General features: G+C 63.6%; 14 protein-coding genes and 1 pseudogene. 6 read left to right on the top strand and 9 right to left on the bottom strand.

Translation table 11 applies throughout. The features are described 5' to 3' along the window. Positions 1-44 precede the first annotated feature (44 nt). Positions 45-515 carry a dUTP diphosphatase gene (gene dut / locus ACVTFQ_RS19655; RefSeq protein WP_112436379.1) on the top strand — a complete coding sequence of 157 codons (471 nt, stop codon included), beginning with the start codon at positions 45-47 and terminating at the stop codon, positions 513-515. Continuing rightward, positions 515-1414 carry a GNAT family N-acetyltransferase gene (locus ACVTFQ_RS19650; RefSeq protein ID WP_111563212.1) on the top strand — a complete coding sequence of 300 codons (900 nt, stop codon included), beginning with the start codon at positions 515-517 and terminating at the stop codon, positions 1412-1414. Before dut ends, ACVTFQ_RS19650 begins: the two co-directional genes overlap by 1 nt. A 4-nt stretch (positions 1415-1418) precedes the next feature. Here ACVTFQ_RS19650 and ACVTFQ_RS19645 read toward each other — a convergent pair whose 3' ends face one another. Next, positions 1419-1877, bottom strand: a complete 459-nt coding sequence (locus ACVTFQ_RS19645; RefSeq protein ID WP_111563211.1) for an Lrp/AsnC family transcriptional regulator — start codon at positions 1875-1877, stop codon at positions 1419-1421. Positions 1878-1979: 102 nt separating this feature from the next. Here ACVTFQ_RS19645 and ACVTFQ_RS19640 point away from each other — a divergent pair, with 102 nt between their 5' ends. After that, the gene (locus ACVTFQ_RS19640) at positions 1980-2885 is read left to right on the top strand and encodes a DMT family transporter (RefSeq protein ID WP_111563210.1); all 906 of its coding nucleotides are present in this window, start codon (positions 1980-1982) and stop codon (positions 2883-2885) included. A 9-nt stretch (positions 2886-2894) separates the two neighbouring features. Here the strand turns inward: ACVTFQ_RS19640 and ACVTFQ_RS19635 are convergent, their stop codons facing one another. Continuing rightward, positions 2895-3410 carry a Dps family protein gene (locus ACVTFQ_RS19635; protein ID WP_047506926.1) on the bottom strand — a complete coding sequence of 172 codons (516 nt, stop codon included), beginning with the start codon at positions 3408-3410 and terminating at the stop codon, positions 2895-2897. 279 nt (positions 3411-3689) lie between these two features. On the opposite strand from ACVTFQ_RS19635, the gene ACVTFQ_RS19630 reads away from it, so the two are divergent. From ACVTFQ_RS19630 to ACVTFQ_RS19620, 3 genes are all read left to right on the top strand, one after another. Beyond that, on the top strand, positions 3690-4307 hold the full coding sequence (locus tag ACVTFQ_RS19630; RefSeq protein ID WP_047506924.1) for a LysE family translocator: 618 nt from the start codon (positions 3690-3692) through the stop codon (positions 4305-4307). 133 nt (positions 4308-4440) lie between these two features. Then, positions 4441-5403, top strand: a complete 963-nt coding sequence (gene cysK / locus ACVTFQ_RS19625; RefSeq protein ID WP_111563209.1) for a cysteine synthase A — start codon at positions 4441-4443, stop codon at positions 5401-5403. Between the two features lie 93 nt (positions 5404-5496). Next, entirely contained in the window at positions 5497-5796 is a 300-nt protein-coding gene (locus tag ACVTFQ_RS19620; protein ID WP_111563208.1) for a putative quinol monooxygenase, read from the top strand. 76 nt (positions 5797-5872) lie between these two features. On the opposite strand, the pseudogene ACVTFQ_RS19615 reads toward ACVTFQ_RS19620, so the two are convergent. The 7 genes and pseudogenes from ACVTFQ_RS19615 to ugpB all read right to left on the bottom strand — a co-directional run bounded on the left by ACVTFQ_RS19615 (position 5873) and on the right by ugpB (position 13997). After that, a pseudogene (locus ACVTFQ_RS19615) lies at positions 5873-7404 on the bottom strand (YifB family Mg chelatase-like AAA ATPase). A 626-nt stretch (positions 7405-8030) separates the two neighbouring features. After that, a complete protein-coding gene (gshB, locus tag ACVTFQ_RS19610; protein ID WP_111563206.1) occupies positions 8031-8978 on the bottom strand; it encodes a glutathione synthase in 948 nt (315 codons plus the stop codon). Positions 8979-9111: 133 nt separating this feature from the next. Beyond that, positions 9112-9600 (bottom strand): cupin domain-containing protein, encoded by a 489-nt coding sequence (locus tag ACVTFQ_RS19605; protein ID WP_111563205.1) that lies wholly within the window; start codon positions 9598-9600, stop codon positions 9112-9114. A gap of 148 nt (positions 9601-9748) precedes the next feature. After that, complete coding sequence (locus ACVTFQ_RS19600; protein ID WP_111563204.1) at positions 9749-10852, bottom strand: sn-glycerol-3-phosphate import ATP-binding protein UgpC; 1104 nt, start codon at positions 10850-10852, stop codon at positions 9749-9751. 2 nt (positions 10853-10854) lie between these two features. Next, complete coding sequence (ugpE, locus tag ACVTFQ_RS19595) at positions 10855-11703, bottom strand: sn-glycerol-3-phosphate ABC transporter permease UgpE (protein ID WP_111563203.1); 849 nt, start codon at positions 11701-11703, stop codon at positions 10855-10857. 14 nt (positions 11704-11717) lie between these two features. Then, the gene (ugpA, locus tag ACVTFQ_RS19590; RefSeq protein WP_047506911.1) at positions 11718-12602 is read right to left on the bottom strand and encodes a sn-glycerol-3-phosphate ABC transporter permease UgpA; all 885 of its coding nucleotides are present in this window, start codon (positions 12600-12602) and stop codon (positions 11718-11720) included. A 66-nt stretch (positions 12603-12668) separates the two neighbouring features. Next, positions 12669-13997 carry a sn-glycerol-3-phosphate ABC transporter substrate-binding protein UgpB gene (ugpB, locus tag ACVTFQ_RS19585; protein WP_111563202.1) on the bottom strand — a complete coding sequence of 443 codons (1329 nt, stop codon included), beginning with the start codon at positions 13995-13997 and terminating at the stop codon, positions 12669-12671. Between the last annotated feature and the right edge of the window lie 102 nt (positions 13998-14099).

Here is a 14099-nt window from a genome sequence, read left to right as displayed (position 1 = left end):
GCTTTGCAATTGACCTTGGCCTTGCGGGGGCAAAGTAATGGCGCATGACCATTCACACAGACACCCGCCCGACCCTCAATCTCCTGCGTCTGCCCCATGGCGAGGGCATCGAGCTGCCCGCCTATGAAACCAAGGGGGCCGCCGGCATGGACCTGCGCGCCGCCGTCGACGACGGTGCGCCGATGGTGCTTGCGCCGGGCAAGCGAGCGCTGGTGCCGACCGGGCTGATCTTCGAGATCCCCGAGGGCTTCGAAGGCCAGATCCGCCCGCGCTCCGGGCTTGCGTTCAAGAACGGCATCACCTGCCTCAACACGCCAGGCACGATCGACAGCGATTATCGCGGCGAAGTGAAAGTCTTGCTGATCAATCTCGGCGAGGAGCCGTTCGAGATCACCCGCAGCATGCGCATCGCCCAGATGGTGATCGCGCCGGTGACGCAGGCGCGCGTCGCCGAAATCACCGAGGCGAGCACCACGGCGCGCGGCGCCGGCGGCTTCGGCTCCACGGGCGTGTGATGGACAAGGCGACCGATAGCTCCGGCCTCACCTTCCGGCAGGACTATTTCGCCGACGACAAGGCTTGGTCGGCGCTGGTGTCGCTTCTCTCTGATACGTTCGGCATCGATCTCGACCCGCTGAAGCGTCTCGGCGGCGCCGATCCCACCAGCATGCCCTTCGGCTGGTTCGACGAAACCGGCCTTCTGGCCGCCAATCTCTCGGCCTTCGCCATGCCTATCGTCATCAACGGCCGCAAAATCAACGCCGCCGGCCTGCAATCGGGCGCCGTGCGGCCGCCATGGCGTGGGCGCGGGCTTTATCGCGACGTGACCAAAAAGGCGCTCGACTGGTGCGCGGCCCAGGGCTTCGAGGCGATCGTGCTCTATACGGACAAGCCTGATCTCTACACGCCCTATGGTTTTCGCTCGCTGCCGATGCATCTCTATGCCGGCACGGCGCCGGAGCCCGCGATGGGCGCCATGCGCGCGCGGACGCTCGACCCGTGGAAACCCGAGGATCTCGCGCTGCTGCAGCGGGCGCTGAAATCCCGCACGCCGGTATCGGATGCTCTGGCGGTCTGCGAGAGCGCGGCGATGTTCCTGATCAACACGCAGTTCGATCCGGATGTGCGGCTGAGCTGGCTGGAAGACCGGCAGGCGGTGATCGCCTGGAAGGTGGGGGATGACAACACATTCGTGCTGTCGGATATCATCGCCGAAACGATCCCGCCGCTTGAGGCCATTCTCGGTGGGCTCGGCATTGCGCCGCTGGCTGTCGAGGTTCTGTTTTCGCCGGACAAACTCGGCTGGCAGGGCGAGGCTCGGGCGATCGACGGCGGCACTGCGTTCATGATCCGCAGCGATCTCGACATCAGTCTCGACCGGCCGGCGATGCTTTCGCCGATGGCGGATTTCTAGGCTTTCAGCTCAGCGGCGGCAGGCGGCGCTTTACCGGCGAGGCCTTTACCATCGACGTGCTGGTCTCGGCCTTCTCCGCGACCTTGTCCAAAATCGTATCCAGCTGTGCCATGGAGCGGACGACGAGGCGGGCGACGAAGCAATCATCGCCGGTGACCTTGTCGCATTCGACGAACTCCGGCGTCTCCCGGATGATCCGCTCCACCACATGCAGCTGCCCCGGCAGCGGCCGGACGCGGACGATCGCCTGCAGCGGATAGCCGAGGGCCGTGGGATCGATATCGACGGTGAAGGCGGAAATGACGCCGCGCTCCTCCAGTCGGCGCAGACGCTCGCCGGTGCTGGGCGAAGACAGACCGGCTGCCTGCGCAAGCTCCTTAAGCGACATGCGCGCATCGGCGGCCAGCGCCTCAAGAATGCGGCGGTCGATGTCGTCGAGGTCATTGTTAGGTAGAACGCTCATTTCGCCTCACGATGAAAGGTGAAAGCCGCCATTCGGAGCCTCAAGATTATTTAAATGAAGTTGCGGCCGCAATATCCTTGCTCTCAACAATGGGAGACTGGAATGCAACAGGATATCCGCAGCGGCAGCATGCAGATGACGGCGGCGATGCTGATTTCGGGGACGATCGGCTGGTTTGTCGTCATGTCCGGCCAACCCGTCAGCGGCGTCGTCTTCTGGCGCTGCCTGTTCGGCGCGATCAGCCTTCTTGTCGTCTGCGCGGCGATGGGATTGCTGAAGCCCGGCGTGATCGGGCTGCGTGCCTTTGCGATTGCCGTCTTTGGCGGCGTCGCGATCGTGCTCAACTGGCTGCTGCTCTTCGGCGCCTATGGGCATACCTCGATCTCGGTCGCGACCACCGTCTACAACACGCAGCCCTTCATGCTGCTCGGGCTCGGCGCCCTGTTTCTCGGCGAAAGGATCACGGCGGCGAAGCTGTTCTGGCTGGCGCTGGCATTCACAGGCATGATCGGGATCGTCGAGGGCAAGCCGCAGGTGGCGGGCTCGGGCGGCGATTATGCCACCGGCATCGCCATGGCGCTGGGCGCGGCCTTCTTCTATGCGCTGGCGGCTCTGGCCGCGAAATGGCTGAAGGGCACGCCGCCGCATCTGATCGCGCTGATCCAGGTCGCCACCGGTGTCGTGATGCTGGCCCCGATCACCGACTTTTCCGCCCTGCCCGGTGATATCAAGACATGGTCGCTGCTGGTGACGCTGGGCGTGGTGCATACGGGGCTGATGTATGTGCTGCTCTACGGCGCGATCCAGAAGCTACCGATCCACCTGACCGGTGCGCTATCCTTTCTCTACCCGATCGCGGCGATCGTGGTCGACCGGGTCGCCTTCGGTCATGCGCTGCAGCCGCTGCAGATCGCCGGCGCCGCCATCATTCTTCTGGCGGCGGCGGGCATGAACCTTGGCTGGACGCCCGCGCGGCTGAAGGGTGCGCTGCGGGGCGTCCGGGCTTAACGATGCTGATTACTTCGCCTGGCGGGTGATCTCGAAGAGGAACCAGTGGCGGCGCTCCGCCTCGTCGATCCAGTTTTCGAGAAGGCTCGTGGTCGCGACGTCGTTGTGTTCGGAGCAGACGTCGTGGGTCTCGCGCATCAGCGAGATCAGCTGGCGGTTATCGTCACGCAGTTCGGCCAGCATGTCCTCCGGCGTCACGTAGTCGGCGTCGTTGTCGGCCAGGCGCTGCAGACGGCCGATATGGCCGATGGAGCGCAACGTCGTGCCGCCGATCTTGCGGGCGCGCTCGGCCATCTCGTCGGTGATCGCGAAGATCTGCTCGGCATGCTCGTCGAGCAGCAGGTGATAATCGCGGAAATGCGGGCCGGACATGTGCCAGTGGAAATTCTTGGTCTTCAGATAGAGCGCGAAAGTATCGGCCAAGAGCGCCGTCAGCGCGCCGGAGATATCCTGGATGGCGTTGCTCTTCAGATCGGTCGGGGTTGCCAGCGCCGCGGTCTTGCGCTTTTCGACGGGTGTCGACATGAAATTTTCTCCTTCGCCAGATCGGCGTGATACGGGTGCCGGAACGGGTTGCGTCCCCCATGTGGCCGACAATTCCGGCTCCGGCTGAGGCCAGACATCCGCCACCAACCGAGAACTAGAACCGCGACCCGAGGCGTCAATAGCAGACGCCCGTGACAGATGGCGCGTGCCGCAGATCTGCTCACCGGGCCGCCCGCCGATCCCCTCTGGAGCAGCAACCGGCGACCTGTTGAAACGGTCCTGCAAGAGGCGTAGAACACAGCCGATTGGGAGGCTCACATGTCGTTCACCGCACTCTTCGCCTATGCCGCGGCGCTGTTCATCGCCGCCGCCATTCCCGGCCCCGGCATTACAGCCATCGTTGCCCGCGCGCTGGGCTCGAACTTCCGCGAGACCTTCTTCATGGGGCTCGGGCTGGTGCTCGGCGACATGACTTATCTGACCGCCGTGATCCTCGGCCTCGCCTTCGTGGCGCAGACCTTCACCGAGGTGTTCATCGTCATCAAGATCCTCGGCGCGCTGTACCTCGGCTATATCGCCTACAAGCTCTGGACCGCCGGCCTGCTGCCGCAGGACATCGCCGCGAAGAAATCCAGCAATATCGGCATGAGCTTTCTGTCGGGGCTGCTGGTCACGCTCGGCAACCCGAAGACGATGCTCTTCTACGTGGCGCTCGTGCCGACGCTGATCAGCATCGACAGCGTCGGGATGCGCGAATACGGCCTGCTGCTATTGACCACCTTCGTGGTGCTCCTGGTGGTGCTGATCCCTTATATGCTGCTGGCATCGCGGGCGCGCACGTTGCTCAAACAGCCGCGCGCGCTGCAGGCGCTGAACAGGGTGGCGGCGAGCATTCTGGCGGGCACCGCCGCCTTCATCGCCACCCGCGCGGCCTGAAAAAATCATCCGTTAAACCGTGGTTCGCAAAGGGTTTTTTCTCTGAACCACAGGGTTGGCGGGTGAAGCTACTCTGGCCGACCACCGGCTTAGACCCTATTCTCAGTCTATATTTCATCAAGGGAGCCTTATCATGTCGAAGAAACCGGGCCGCGGCCGCATCTACTCCTCGATCACGGAAACGATCGGCGATACCCCGATCGTTCGACTGGACAAGCTCGCCAAGGAAAAGGGCGTGAAGGCCAACCTTCTGGCCAAGCTCGAATTCTTCAACCCGATCGCCTCGGTGAAGGACCGCATCGGCGTGGCGATGATCGAATCCTTGGAAGCGCAGGGCAAGATTTCGCCCGGCAAGACGACGCTGGTCGAGCCGACCTCGGGCAACACCGGCATCGCGCTCGCCTTCGCCGCCGCCGCCAAGGGCTACAAGCTGATCCTCACCATGCCCGAGACCATGTCGGTCGAACGCCGCAAGATGCTGGCGCTGCTCGGCGCCGAGCTGGTGCTGACCGAGGGTCCGAAGGGCATGAAGGGCGCGATCGCCAAGGCCGAGGAACTGGCCGCGACGCTGCCCGACGCGATCATTCCGCAGCAGTTCGAAAACCCCGCCAACCCCGAGATCCACCGCAAGACGACGGCCGAGGAAATCTGGAACGACACGGATGGCACGGTCGATATCCTGGTGTCGGGCATCGGCACCGGCGGCACGATTACCGGCGCCGGCCAGGTGCTGAAGTCGAAGAAGCCGGAGATCAAGGTGATCGCCGTCGAGCCGGAAGAGTCGCCGGTTCTTTCCGGTGGCCAGCCGGGACCGCACAAGATCCAGGGCATCGGCGCCGGCTTCGCCCCCGCCATCCTCGACACCCACATCTATGACGAGGTCGTCACCATCAACAGCGCCACGGCACTCGAAACCGCCCGCCACGTCGCCCGCCTCGAAGGCGTGCCGGTCGGCATCTCCTCGGGTGCGGCACTGGCGGCTGCGATCAAGATCGGCTCCCGCGAGGAAAACGCCGGCAAGACCATCGTGGTGATCATCCCGTCGTTTGCCGAACGCTATCTTTCGACGGCGCTGTTCGAAGGCCTCGGCGGCTGAGGAGCAGCTTAGTTCCTCATTAAGGAGGGCGCTTCGGCGCCCTTCATGCGTTTACAATCCCGCACCAACCTACAACCCGAAGCAATCCACCCCATGCTGTTGATCGTCGGAACCATCCGCCTCCCCCATGAGAACCTCGCGCTCGCACGCCCCGTGATGCAGCGCATGGTGGAGATGAGCCGCGCCGAAGACGGCTGCCTGGATTATTCCTACGCCGAGGACGTGCTCGAGCCCGGCCTCATCCACGTTACCGAACGCTGGCGCGACCAAGCCTCGCTCGATCGCCACTTTCAAACCACGCACCTGAGCGACTGGCGCGCCGCATGGCCAGCACTCGGCATTCATGACCGCAAGCTCCGGAGCTACGAGGTCGGCGCGCCGCGCGAGACCTGAGGCGCCTGACTGCTCCCGCCCGTCAAGCTAGCGACGACGCTCCCACTGCGTCTCCGCTTTCGCTCGGCCCTCCCCTTCACGCAACCGCCGTCAGCCGCTCGCCCGCCATGCGGTAGGAGATCGCCTCGGCCAAATGGATGCGGCCGACCATTTCCTGGCCGTCGAGGTCGGCCAGCGTGCGGGCGACCTTGAGGACGCGGTGGTAGCCACGGGCGGAGAACTTCATCTTTTCGGCAGCGTCGCGCAAAAGCTGCAGGCCGGATGCATCGGGCGCCGCGTAGGTCTCGATCATCGCGGTGGAGCAGCGGGCGTTGGTGCCGGTCTCGCCGAGGCCAGCGGCGCGGAAGCGGTCCCGCTGCAGATCACGGGCGCGGGCGACGCGGCGGGCGACGTCGGCGCTCTTTTCGGCGGGCGCCGGGCGGATCAGGTCGAAGGCGGAGACGGCGGGGACGTCGATCCTGATATCGATGCGATCCATCAGGGGGCCGGAGATGCGAGCCTGATAATCGGCCATGCAGCGCGGGCCACGGGCGCAGCTATGGCCGGGCTCACCCGCCATGCCGCAGCGGCAGGGGTTCATGGCCGCCACCAGCTGGATGGTGGCGGGATAGCTGACACGGTGATTGGCGCGGGCGATGATGCACTCGCCGGTTTCCAACGGCTGGCGCAGCGCATCCAGCGCCTGCGGCGAGAACTCGGGAAACTCGTCGAGAAAGAGCACGCCGTGATGGGCAAGCGACGCTTCTCCAGGACGCGCTCGGAAACCGCCACCGACAAGGGCCGCCATGGTGGCGGAGTGATGCGGTGTGCGAAACGGTCGGCGATCGGAGAGCTTTCCGCCCGAGAGCTGGCCGGCGATCGAATGGATCATCGAGACTTCAAGCAGCTCGGCGGCCGAGAGCGGCGGCAGGATCGATGGTAGGCGGGCGGCGAGCATCGACTTGCCGGACCCTGGAGGACCGACCATCAACAGATTGTGCCCGCCGGCGGCGGCCACCTCCAGCGCACGCTTGGCGCTCTCCTGACCCTTGATGTCTGCGAGATCGGGAAGATTGGCGGCGGTGGCGCGGATCGACGGTTCGGGACGCGAGAGCACCTGGGTGCCGCGAAAATGATTGGCGAGCGCAATCAGGCTACGCGGCGCCAGAATATCGAGCTCGGCGCCGGCCCAAGCGGCCTCGGGGCCGCTTTCGGCCGGGCAGATCAGGCCCTTGCCGATGGCATTGGCACCGATTGCGGCCGGCAGGGCGCCGGTGACGGCAGCGATCGTGCCGTCGAGATTGAGTTCGCCGATCACGACATAGCCTGAAAGCGCATCACCAGGAATGGCGCCGAGGGCCGCCATCAGGCCGAGCGCGATCGGAAGATCGAAATGGCTACCCTCCTTGGGAAGGTCGGCGGGGCGAGGTTGACGGTGATGCGCTTGGCGGGGAGCGCCAGGCCGGAGGCGTGGAGTGCGGCATGCACTCGCTCTCGGCTTTCGGCCACCGCCTTGTCGGGCAGGCCGACGATCTGGGTGATCAGCTTGCCGGGCGCGACCATGACCTGGACCTCTACCGGAACGCCTTCTATGCCCTGGAATGCAACCGTGCTGACGCGCGCCACCATGCCGAGATCCCCTGCAGTGCAACCCCTTGCACCCGAAACCGCGACCCATCATGGTCGCGGATTGCAATCTGGCATAGAAATTGGAATGAAACAAGAACAATAAATGAACAATTGCGCGCCATTGATGTGGGGCGGTTGTGTCGGGTTGTATGGGTGGAACAAAGGTGGGGAGGAAGAGGATCGCGACGGCAGTTTCGGCGCTTGGGGCGACGGGGCCAACGCAGTGCGAGTGATCCATGCACGTCGAACTCGTTGCGGCGTGCTTAGATGCTCGGGACAGGCCCGAGCATGATGGTGGAGGGTTGGGCGGACGTCGCCTCCCCAACACTGAAATGGCGCTAAGCGACTGAAGAGGAGGCAAGGCTTTCCTCAGTCGCGGCGTCATCCTCGGGCTCGTCCCGAGGATCTAAGCACGTCTCCACTGATGCAAGGGTGCAGATGGGTCTCGCTTGCAGCAACCATGGTGCAAGCTATCCACTCACGTCAAGCAAGTTGGTCGCTCAGCAGATCCTCGGGACGAGCCCGAGGATGACGGTAGAGCGTGGGGCGGCCGCGCTTACAGCAGGCGCCATTGCTGGCGGCGGATGAAGGGGGACGCCAGACATTGGCGCCCGCCCTCGCCCACGTTACGCGCGCTTGCGCTCGATCGCATCCCACAAGAGGCTGGCGATATCGGCGCCGCCGAATTTCTTGACTTCGCGGATGCCTGTTGGCGACGTGACGTTGATCTCGGTCATGTAGTCGCCGATGACGTCGATGCCGACGAGGAGGAAGCCGCGTTCGCGCAGGGCGGGGCCGATGCGGGCGCAGATTTCCTTTTCGCGCGCGGTGAGCTCGGTCGCCTCGGCGCGGCCGCCGACGTGCATGTTGGAGCGGCTGTCGTGCTCGGCCGGAACGCGGTTGATGGCGCCGACAGGTTCGCCGTCGACGAGGATGATGCGCTTGTCGCCCTTGCGCACGTCAGGCAGGTACTGCTGGGCGATATAGGGTTCGCGGAAGAGCTGGCCGAACATTTCGAGCAGCGAGGAGAGGTTGCGGTCGTCCTTGGTCGAATGGAAGACGCCGGCGCCGCCATTGCCGTAGAGCGGCTTCAGGATGATGTCGCCCATCTCGTCGCGGAAGCGGCGGATTTCGGCGGGATCCTTGGTGATCAGCGTCCGCGGCATCAGATCGGAGAATTCGGTGACGAAGATCTTCTCCGGCGAGTTGCGCACCCAGGCCGGGTCGTTGACGACGAGCGTCTTCGGGTGGATGCGCTCCAAGAGATGCGTCGAGGTGATGTAAGACATGTCGAAGGGCGGGTCCTGGCGGAGCAGGATCACATCCATGGTCGACAGGTCGACACGCTCAGGCGCGCCGAGATCGAAATGGTCGCCCTTGATGTCGCGCAGCGTCATCGGCTCGACAGAGGCGTAGAGCTTGCCATCGAGGAAGCTCAGGCGGTCGGGCGTATAGTGGAAGAGCTCGTAGCCGCGGGTCTGCGCCTCGAGGCTCATGGCGAAGGTGGAGTCGCCCGCGATGTTGATGGAGGCGACATGGTCCATCTGGACCGCTACGTTCTTGATCTTGGCCATTTCTGTCCCTTAGCGATTGCCGGACAGATGTAGGCCGCAGAGGGCGCGAACGCAACGGTCAATGGACGGCTTTTGTGCGGTGCGCCGGCGCAATTGGCCGGCGTTCCCCTCAGGCTTCAATTCAAGCCGTGTTTCAGGCCGCGATGCCCTGCTGGCCGCTGCCGCGCAGCAGGTTGCGCAGGCGATAGGCGAGCGCCACCGGCTTGGGGAAGGGCTTGCGCAGGAAGGCGACCTTGCGGACGTAATTGTCGACGCGCCAGCTGGCCCAGGTGCCGCCGGCGAAGAAGGCGACGTCGCCGGCGCGAAGCACGCGCTCGGTGCCATCGTCGGCGGTGATGTGCACCTCGCCCTCGAGGATCATCACCGTTTCGTCCCATCCGAAGAACCAGCGGAACTCGCCGGCCGTGCAGTCCCAGATCGCCGTCAGCGCCGCGTCGTCGTGCCCGCGCGAGTGTTCGCCGGTGCGGGCCTGCGGATCGCCGGCGACAATCCAGTCAGGATTAATCGGCGTCGACTTCATGGCGATGAGATCGCTCGAATGCGCGACGAACGACTTGCCGCGCGGAAATGCCACGATGTCGGGCATGGAGCGGGCGGCCAAGGCCATCGCGCTCGCGAACATAAGATGCAGTGATGCCACCAGAACCCCCTGAGTACACTATCCCCTAGAGTGGGAATATCAGGGAGTCCTGACGGAGCCGTTCAGACATTCGTTAAAGTTGTAACGAGTGCCGCGATATTGCAACGCCCGCCTAACGCGGGCGCTATCTTCAAGCGGGCTGGGCAGCCATGGCGGGCGCGGATGCGCCATCAGTGTCGGCGGCGACGATGCGCTTGCCTGTGTCGGCCGCGAAGAAGTGCAGCTTTTCGGGCGCGATGGTCAGGCGCAGTTCGGCGGAAATGTCGATATCGGGCGCCAGCACCGCGGTGATCGGCTGATCGCCGAGCAGGCCGTGGACCAGCCGCTGGGCGCCGAGTTCCTCGACATACTCGACGGTAACAGGCATGGCGTGCTGGTCGGGACCGGCAAGGCACAAGTCCTCGGCGCGGATGCCGACGGTGACGGCGCCCGAGGTCGGAGCGCAGCCGGAAAGGTCGATCAGGCTCGGCCCGAGCGCCAGCTTGTCGCCGTGCAGCTCGCCCTTCAGGAGGTTCATGGCCGGAGAGCCGATGAAGGAGGCGACGAAGGTGGAGGCCGGGCGGTGGTAGACATCGAGCGGCGAACCGACCTGCTCGATCTTGCCGCCGTTCAAGACGACGAGGCGGTCGGCGAGCGTCATCGCTTCCAGCTGGTCGTGGGTGACGTAGATGGAGGTGGTACCGAGGCGGCGCTGCAGGCGCTTGATCTCGCCGCGCATGGAAACGCGCAGCTTGGCATCGAGGTTCGACAGCGGCTCGTCGAAGAGGAAGACGGCCGGCTTGCGCACGATGGCGCGGCCCATGGCGACGCGCTGGCGCTGGCCGCCGGAGAGCGCCTTCGGCTTGCGCTCAAGATACTGGTTGATCTCCAGCATGCGGGCGGCCTCGGCCACGCGCGCATCGATCTCGGCCTTCGGCGTCTTGCGGTTCTTCAGGCCGTATTCCAGGTTCTGGCGCACGCTCATATGCGGGTAGAGCGCGTAGTTCTGGAAGACCATGGCGATATCGCGATCGGCGGGCTCGACATTGTTGACGACGCGCGCGCCGATCTTCACCTCGCCTTCGGAGATGGTCTCAAGCCCTGCGATCATGCGCAGCAGGGTGGACTTGCCGCAGCCGGAGGGGCCGACGAGCACGATGAACTCGCCATCGGCAATCTTGAGTTCGATGCCGGAAACGGCGCGTACGCCGCCGTGGTAGATCTTGCCGACATTATCGACGTCGATGGAGGCCATTGTTACTTCTCCGTCTCAACCAGGCCTTTGACGAAAAGGCGCTGCATGAAAATGATGACCAGAACCGGCGGCAGGGCCGCGAGGATGACGCCCGCCATCACAAGGTTCCATTGGGTATCGCCATCCAGCACCGCGGCCAGGCGCTTGATGCCCATGACGACGGTGTAGTAGCCGGGTTCGGTGGTGATCAGCATCGGCCAGAGATACTGGTTCCAGCCGTAGATGAACATGATGATGAAAAGTGCCGCGATATTGGTGCGCGACAGCGGCAGCAGGATATCCCAGAAGAACTTCATCGGGCCGGCGCCATCGACACGCGCCGCTTCCATCATCTCTTCGGGAACCGTCAGGAAGAACTGCCGGAACAGGAAGGTGGCGGTGGCCGACGCGATGACGGGAATGACGAGGCCGGAATAGGAGTTCAGCATGCCGAGATCGGCGACGACCTTGTAGGTCGGCAGGATGCGCACCTCGATGGGGAGCATCAGCGTCATGAAGATGATCCAGAAGGCGACCGTGCGGAAGGGAAAGCGGAAATAGACGATGGCGAAGGCCGAGATGATCGAAATCGCGATCTTGCCGATCGCGACCAGGATAGCCATCGCCAGGCTGTTGCCGAGCATCAGGAGGAACGGCGGTGCGCCGGCGTTGGATGCGCCGGTGCCGAGCAGCACGCCGTAGTTCTCGAGCATCTGGTGGCCCGGCGTCATCGGCACGACGCCGGTCAAGAAGTCCGAGGGACCGCGCGTCGAGGCGATGAAGGCGAGGTATACGGGGAACACCACCATGCCGATCCCGAGGATCAGCACGAGGTGGGTGAGGAAATTGAGGAAGGGACGGTTCTCGACCATGGCTGGCTCTCGCTTCAATACTGCACTTTGCGCTCGATCCAGCGGAACTGGACGACGGTCAGGACGACCACGATCAGCATCAGCACGACCGACTGCGCGGCCGACGGGCCGAGATTGAGACCGACGAAACCATCGGCATAGACCTTGTAGACAAGGATGTTGGTCGATTGCGACGGACCGCCCGAGGTAGCCGCGTCGATGATCGGGAAGGTGTCGAACATCGCATAGGTGATGTTGATGACCGCCAGGAAGAAGGTGGTCGGCGACAGCAGCGGGAAGACCACCGTCCAGAAGCGCTTGATGGGACCGGCGCCATCGATCGCGGCGGCTTCGGTCAGCGAATGCGGCACGGATTGGAGGCCGGCGACGAAGAACAGGAAATTGTAGGAGATCTGCTTCCAGGCGGCGGCGATGATGATCAGGATCATCGCGTTGTTCGGGTTCAGGCGATGGTTCCAGCTGTAGCCGAAATGTTCCAGCACATAGGGAATGATGCCGACGCTGGGGTTGAACATGAACCACCAGAGCAGGCCGGATGCGGCCGGCGCAACGGCATAGGGCCAGACCAGAAGCGTCGTATAGAAGCGCTGCGAGCGGATCACGCGGTTGACGCAGATCGCGAAGAGCAGCGACAGCCCCATCGACAGCACGGTGACACCGATCGAAAAGACGAAGGTGACGGTCAGCGAATTCAGATAATCCGGATCATGCAGCAAGCGCGTGTAGTTCGCCAAACCGACGAAGGTGTCCTTCAGACCGAAGGGATCCTGGCGCAGGAAGGACTGCCATACGGCCTGAACCGCCGGCCACACGAAGAAGACGATCGTGATGAGCAGCTGCGGCGCGATCAGGAGATAAGGCAGGAGACGGCTTTGGAAGACAGTGCGTTTGGTTTGCATGCATGACCCCTCAAGGAAAATGCCCTCCCCGGACGGGCCGGAGAGGGCTGACGGAGGGAGCGACCCTTAGTTGGAATTCGCGGCTTCGAATTCGCGCAGCTTGGCATTGCCCTGCTTTGCGGCTTCGTCGAGCGCTTCCTGACCGGTCTTCTTGCCGTTGAGAACGGCTTCGAACTGCTGGTCGATGACGTCGCGGATCTGCGTCAGGTTGCCGAAGCGAACGCCCTTGGAGTTTTCGGACGGCGTGCCGCGCATGATCTGCTTGATGGCGATGTCAGAACCGGCGTTCTTTTCGTAGTAGCCCTGCTTCTGACCAAGCTCGTAAGCAGCGTTGGTGATCGGCAGGTAGCCAGTGAACTGGTGCCAATCGGCCTGGACTTCAGGCTGCGACAGGTAGGTGAAGAACTTGGCGGCGCCCTTGTAGACAGCCTTGTCCTTCTGACCGTTCAGAACCCACAGCGTTGCGCCGCCGATGATCGAGTTCTTCGGATCCTGCGTGACCGTGTCGTCGTAAGGCATCGGTGCGAAGCCGACCTTGAAGTCCTTGGCGTTGTTGATGACGCCGGCGCGCGAAGCGGACGAGTTCATGTAGGCAGCGCACTGCTGCGAGTAGAAGAGCGGAGCAGCGTCGGCACCGGCGCTCGGGCCGCCGTACTTGTAGACGCCTTCATCCTGCCAGGTCTTCAGGTGATCCCAGAACTTGGCCTGGTTCGGACCATTGAAGGTGAACTCGGCGTTCATGCCGCCGAAGCCGTTCTGCTGGGTGCCGTAAGGCAGGTTCTGGATGGCGGAGTAGTTTTCCAGGCCAACCCAGGTCGCGCCGTAGGACATGGTGAAGCCGCACTTGGCAGCGCCGGAAGAGACGATCTTCTTGCCCATTTCGGCAAGCTCGGCCCAGGTCTTCGGAGCGACTTCAGGATCGAGGCCGGCCTTCTGGAAGACGTCCTTGTTGTAGTAGAGGATCGGGGTCGACGAGTTGAACGGCATCGACAGGATGTTGCCCTCAGCGTCGGAATAGTAGCCGACGACAGGCGCCAGGAACTTCGACGGATCCCAAGGCTCACCCTCGTCCTTCATCAGCTGGTAGACCGGGTAGACGGCGCCCTTGGCGGCCATCATGGTGCCGGTGCCGACTTCGAAAACCTGAACGATGGCGGGCTGCTGGCCGGCGCGGAAAGCGGCGATAGCGGCCGTCAGCGTCTCGGGATAGGTGCCCTTATAGACAGGAACGATCTTGTATTCGCTCTGGCTATCGTTGAACTTCTGGGCAACTTCCTCGAGCTTCTTGCCAAGCTCGCCACCCATGGCGTGCCACCAGGTCACTTCGGTTGCAGCGAAGGACGCGGAAGCGGACAAAGCAACCGCAGCAGCGGCCAATGAAATCGACTTAAACATGAAAAACCCTCTCCACCATTGTTGGCGTGAGGACGCAATAGAGGCCTATTGTGACACCTCCTTAACGCTTTCATGACAGGCCGATTACAAATTCCGAAAATG

It is taken from the genome of Rhizobium sp. O111 (assembly GCF_055616315.1).
Note: the sequence above shows the minus strand (reverse complement) of the source record. Positions and strands in the feature narration are given on the sequence as shown.

Bases quoted from the DNA above. Each gene is read 5' to 3' on its own strand.
- dut (WP_112436379.1), top strand. From the start codon at position 45: ATGACCATTCACACAGACACCCGCCCGACCCTCAATCTCCTGCGTCTG.
- ACVTFQ_RS19650 (WP_111563212.1), top strand. From the start codon at position 515: ATGGACAAGGCGACCGATAGCTCCGGCCTCACCTTCCGGCAGGACTAT.
- ACVTFQ_RS19645 (WP_111563211.1), bottom strand. From the start codon at position 1,877: ATGAGCGTTCTACCTAACAATGACCTCGACGACATCGACCGCCGCATT.
- ACVTFQ_RS19640 (WP_111563210.1), top strand. From the start codon at position 1,980: ATGCAACAGGATATCCGCAGCGGCAGCATGCAGATGACGGCGGCGATG.
- ACVTFQ_RS19635 (WP_047506926.1), bottom strand. From the start codon at position 3,410: ATGTCGACACCCGTCGAAAAGCGCAAGACCGCGGCGCTGGCAACCCCG.
- ACVTFQ_RS19630 (WP_047506924.1), top strand. From the start codon at position 3,690: ATGTCGTTCACCGCACTCTTCGCCTATGCCGCGGCGCTGTTCATCGCC.
- cysK (WP_111563209.1), top strand. From the start codon at position 4,441: ATGTCGAAGAAACCGGGCCGCGGCCGCATCTACTCCTCGATCACGGAA.
- ACVTFQ_RS19620 (WP_111563208.1), top strand. From the start codon at position 5,497: ATGCTGTTGATCGTCGGAACCATCCGCCTCCCCCATGAGAACCTCGCG.
- gshB (WP_111563206.1), bottom strand. From the start codon at position 8,978: ATGGCCAAGATCAAGAACGTAGCGGTCCAGATGGACCATGTCGCCTCC.
- ACVTFQ_RS19605 (WP_111563205.1), bottom strand. From the start codon at position 9,600: ATGTTCGCGAGCGCGATGGCCTTGGCCGCCCGCTCCATGCCCGACATC.
- ACVTFQ_RS19600 (WP_111563204.1), bottom strand. From the start codon at position 10,852: ATGGCCTCCATCGACGTCGATAATGTCGGCAAGATCTACCACGGCGGC.
- ugpE (WP_111563203.1), bottom strand. From the start codon at position 11,703: ATGGTCGAGAACCGTCCCTTCCTCAATTTCCTCACCCACCTCGTGCTG.
- ugpA (WP_047506911.1), bottom strand. From the start codon at position 12,602: ATGCAAACCAAACGCACTGTCTTCCAAAGCCGTCTCCTGCCTTATCTC.
- ugpB (WP_111563202.1), bottom strand. From the start codon at position 13,997: ATGTTTAAGTCGATTTCATTGGCCGCTGCTGCGGTTGCTTTGTCCGCT.